General features: G+C 44.6%; 3 protein-coding genes. All 3 read right to left on the bottom strand.

Translation table 11 applies throughout. From position 1 onward, the window contains the following. Positions 1–1,182: hypothetical protein (locus tag WKF69_RS00900; protein ID WP_340378693.1), on the bottom strand; the 1,182-nt coding region annotated here is incomplete at its 3' end. A 116-nt stretch (positions 1,183–1,298) separates the two neighbouring features. Further along, entirely contained in the window at positions 1,299–2,174 is an 876-nt protein-coding gene (locus WKF69_RS00895; RefSeq protein ID WP_340378691.1) for an SDR family oxidoreductase, read from the bottom strand. Between the two features lie 165 nt (positions 2,175–2,339). Continuing rightward, positions 2,340–4,610 (bottom strand): aconitate hydratase, encoded by a 2,271-nt coding sequence (locus WKF69_RS00890; RefSeq protein WP_340378690.1) that lies wholly within the window; start codon positions 4,608–4,610, stop codon positions 2,340–2,342. Positions 4,611–4,745 lie beyond the last annotated feature (135 nt).

The following is a 4,745-nucleotide window of genomic DNA, read 5'->3' as shown; positions in this document are numbered from 1 at the left end:
GTAGCTTACGGGCGGTGGTGATACAAGCGTTGAAGTGGCGGGACTTGCACCCTTTCCAAAAGTCCATAAAACCCGGGTAAATCCGGCCGACCCCGCGCTGCTGAAAGTAAAGTTTTGATTAATAGTACATGGTTGTGCCGTTGTCATACTGATCCTTGCCGTAGGTCCTGCAAATTCCCCGAGTCCGCCAAATTCTATCTTAAAACCATTGTTGCCATTAGAGAAGTTATCAACGAGGAGAGCGTAAGTATTACCTGCGACCATGTCAATAGCTTTTACATATCCGTCCTGACCAGGCCGGCCGCAGCCTGAGAGTTCGTCGATATCAGTAGATGTCAAATTCATGCCTGTTTTGAAGTAAAGGGGTTGAGTTGGGCAATCTTTATTATCGACACCATGACCTACGGCACACCTTAAGACGGTCTTGTTATTTATATTCCCAGTGGGTCCAAGATCATAAATGATCCAATCTATATCATCCGTGTTTACAGTGGGGGTGATGTCCATAGTCAATGTTCCGCTTGTCCTCGCTACCCATTTATACCAGACGGAATTTGATTCATTGCCCAGGCATGATCCTGCGGATTCCGTGTTACTATTACCTGTTCCGGAAACGTTACTTTCGGTAAACGACTTTTTATCGCAAAGGATAGATGCAGTGCTCAGGTCCTGGCCGGCTTTTAGAGGTGCTTTATAGTTGTTCACACATAATTTAAAGGTACCGGTAGAATTTTCACCACTTATTCTTATGAAATAATCCTCTCCAACAGTTAATGCACCTTTATAATAAGAGGTTACGGCAGCACCCCTTGTCAAAGATCCAATTAAGGTGTTGAACGTTAGTTTACCGGGTGTTCTCTCAATAGTGTACAATGCTATCAACGGATTCTGAAGCGTACCTCCGGTGGTACCGCCCCCAGTGCTAGCACCGGTAACGGTAATATCCAGGTCGAATTCAGTTGCCGTAAATTTAAACCATACGTCGCGGTAAGATCCAGCCGGCCACTTGTCTGAAGCGCCGAAAATATTCTCATCGGTAGCATTTACAGTAGTGTAAGCGGCATCACCAGAGCATTTTGACGGATCAACAGGGATGGCTTTTTCGTCACTGTCGTTTGCAGGTTGTGCGTAAACCGCTGATAGCAGAACTAACTGAAGAAGTATAGAAATTAGAAGCTTCAAATGACTTGTATTACCCTTACGAAAATACGAAAAAAAGCCCCGCTTACTTTTGCTTAGCAGGGCTCTTCGCATTTACGTTTAAATCTAATTAACTCAAACTTTGGCTAATTTTAGAATTACTTATTTAAAATCCCTTTGCGTACCTGAGCTTTAATACCCTCACCATCCGGATCTAATCCTGATTTCAACTTAGTGAAAGTAGCCGCACCTTCTGAAGTAAGATAACGCAGCTTTGGGTCAGGGTCATTTATACATTTAAGGATCACTTCAGCAATCTGTACGGGTTTCTGGAATGCGCGCTCTTTAACTTCATCCGTAAAGGTAGCTCTGTAATCCATGTAGGTTTGGATGAGAGGTTTATAAGCATCCTCCTTAATTCCGCCCGTTTCTTCAAAGTACCTTGTAAGGCTGTTCCCGAATTCCGTTACAACCCCGCCAGGTTCAACAAGCGATACATTGATCCCGAAATAAGGTTTCATATAGCTGGCGATGCTTTCAGTTAATCCCTCCAATGCAAATTTCGCAGCACAGTAGATCTCGTTTACCGGTTGCCCAACAAGTCCGCCGACAGAAGAAATGTTTATGATGTGACCGCTTTGCTGTTTCCGCATGAACGGTAATACGGCTTTTGTGCAACGGATAACACCATAGAAGTTTACATCCATAACCTGTTGGATCTCCTCCATTGTAGCCTGTTCCATGGTTCTTATGAACCCAGCTCCCGCATTATTAATAAGGATGTCCATTGTTTTTTCACGATCGACGATCTGTGCGACACATTCGTTAATACTGGATTCATTTTGAACATCGAGGCTAATGATTTCAAGCGACACATTTCTTTGGGTGGCTTCCTGCTTAAGCGTATCCCCTTTTGATGGATCCCTCATGGTTGCATAAACCCTGTGACCTTCCTTTGCCAGAAGCAAGGCAGTTTCGAAGCCTATCCCCGTGGAGGCACCGGTAATGAGAATAACTTTAGGTTTGTCCGTCATGTTTAATAGCTGTATTTGTAAAAATTAAGAATCGAACAAATAAGCCGTAATCTTTAGGCTTGATGCTTTAAGAATACGGCTTAGTTTTCGTTCGCTTATGCGTTAGGTCTTCAACTTTCAGTTTTCAGTTTTCAACCTGCCTGCCGGCAGGCAGGCTCTCCACTTTCAACTGTTCGCCTGGTTCATCCTGATAATATTCAAAGCGCCTCCTGCCTTGAACCATTCAATTTGCTGCTCATTATAAGTATGGTTAACAGGGAACGATTCCGAGTTGGCGTCTGCATGATGAAGCACGATCGTCAAAGGTTTTCCAGGAGCAAAGTCGTTAAGTCCGGTGATATCGATAATATCATTTTCAAGGATGCGGTCATAATCGTTTGCATCAACAAATGTTAAGGCTAGCATACCTTGTTTTTTAAGGTTAGTTTCGTGGATACGGGCAAATGATTTAACCAGAATAGCACGGACAGCCAGATGCCTGGGCTCCATTGCTGCATGCTCTCTTGAAGACCCTTCGCCGTAATTCTCATCTCCAACAACAATACTTCCTATGCCTTCAGCTTTGTAAGCTCTGGCGGTAGAGGGAACAGCGCCGTACTCACCATTCAGCTGATTTTTAACGTTGTCCGCCTTCTCGTTAAAGAAGTTGGTCGCGCCGATCAGCATGTTGTTCGAAATGTTATCGAGGTGTCCGCGGAATTTCAACCATGGACCAGCCATAGAAATATGATCGGTTGTACATTTCCCTTTTGCTTTTATCAGAAGCTTAAGCCCTGTGATGTCAGTGCCTTCCCATGCTTTGAAAGGATCAAGTAATTGAAGCCTGGCAGATTTTGGATCTACAATAACGCTCACTTTAGTTCCGTCTTCAGCGGGAGCCTGATAACCGGCATCCTCAACAGCAAAGCCTTTCAAAGGCATTTCCAGACCCTGAGGTTCGTCAAGTTTAACCTGCACACCTTCTGAGTTCGTCAATGTATCCGTCATTGGATTAAATCCAAGATCACCGGCAATGGTTAAGGCGGTTACGACTTCTGGAGAGGCGACAAATGCGTGAGTGTTCGGATTACCGTCATTCCTGGATTTGAAGTTCCTGTTGAAAGAAGTTATGATAGAATTTTTACGGGTTGGATCAGTACTGTGGCGAGCCCACTGTCCAATACAAGGACCGCATGCATTAGCCAAGACTACTCCGCCCATGCTTTCGAAAGTCTTAAGATAACCATCACGCTCTACCGTATAGCGAACAAGTTCGGAACCGGGTGTGATAGTAAATTCAGCCTTTGCAACCAAATGCTTATCCACAGCCTGTTTAGCAATGGATGCAGCTCGTGTGATGTCTTCGTAAGATGAGTTTGTACAAGAACCAATCAGGCCAACTTCAAGCGTTTGTGGCCATCCGTTTTCCCGCACCGCGGTAGCAAATTGTGATAGTGGCCATGCCATATCCGGTGTGAACGGACCATTAACGTGCGGCTCAAGTGTTGAGAGGTCGATTTCAATAACCTGATCAAAATAAAGCGCCGGGTTAGCGTAAACTTCGTCGTCTCCTGTAAGATGTTCTTTTACTGCATCAGCAAGATTCGCAATCTGTTCCCGGTCAGTGCCTTTAAGATAAGTAGCAATTTTATCATCGTAACCAAATACTGAGGTAGTTGCCCCGATCTCAGCGCCCATGTTACAGATAGTGCCTTTTCCGGTTGCAGAAAGTGATTGTGCGCCTTCTCCGAAATATTCAACGATATGTCCGGTACCACCTTTAACAGTGAGTATTCCGGCAACTTTAAGAATCACGTCTTTTGCAGATGCCCATCCCGACAGCTTGCCGGTAAGTTTCACGCCGATCAGCTTAGGGAATTTCAATTCCCAGGCAAGTCCAGCCATTACATCACAAGCGTCAGCTCCGCCAACTCCTATTGCTATCATTCCTAATCCGCCGGCGTTTGGTGTATGAGAGTCTGTACCAATCATCATTCCGCCAGGAAATGCATAATTTTCCAGTACAACCTGGTGAATAATACCAGCACCTGGTTTCCAGAAACCGATGCCATATTTATTTGATACTGAGGCAAGAAAATCGTATACCTCTTTATTTTGAGTATTTGCAGTTGCCAGATCTTCATCAGCGCCAACCCTGGCCTGAATCAAGTGATCGCAATGAACTGTAGATGGAACTGCCACCGTAGGCCTGCCCGCCTGCATAAACTGCAGCAAAGCCATTTGAGCTGTTGCATCCTGCATCGCCACGCGATCAGGTGCAAAATCTACATAAGTAACCCCGCGTTCGTGAGCTTCTGAAGCCTTTCCTTGCCACAAGTGGGCATATAAAATTTTCTCTGTTAATGTAAGGGGTTTATTAACAACTTTGCGGGCAGCCTCAAGGCGGATGCCGTAGTTATCATAAACCTTTTTGATCATGTCTAAATCAAATGCCATGTTATTTGCTTGATTTTAATTATTCCTGTTACAACTGCGAGCGAAGTTACAAAAAACACCCTTAAAAACGCAGAATTGCGAGAATGTAAACAGAAAAAATACCTGAGATACTGGTATAGGAGATAAGGAGTGGAT

This window comes from Daejeonella sp. (genome assembly GCF_037719425.1).
Classification (GTDB): domain Bacteria; phylum Bacteroidota; class Bacteroidia; order Sphingobacteriales; family Sphingobacteriaceae; genus Daejeonella.
Note: the sequence above shows the minus strand (reverse complement) of the source record. Positions and strands in the feature narration are given on the sequence as shown.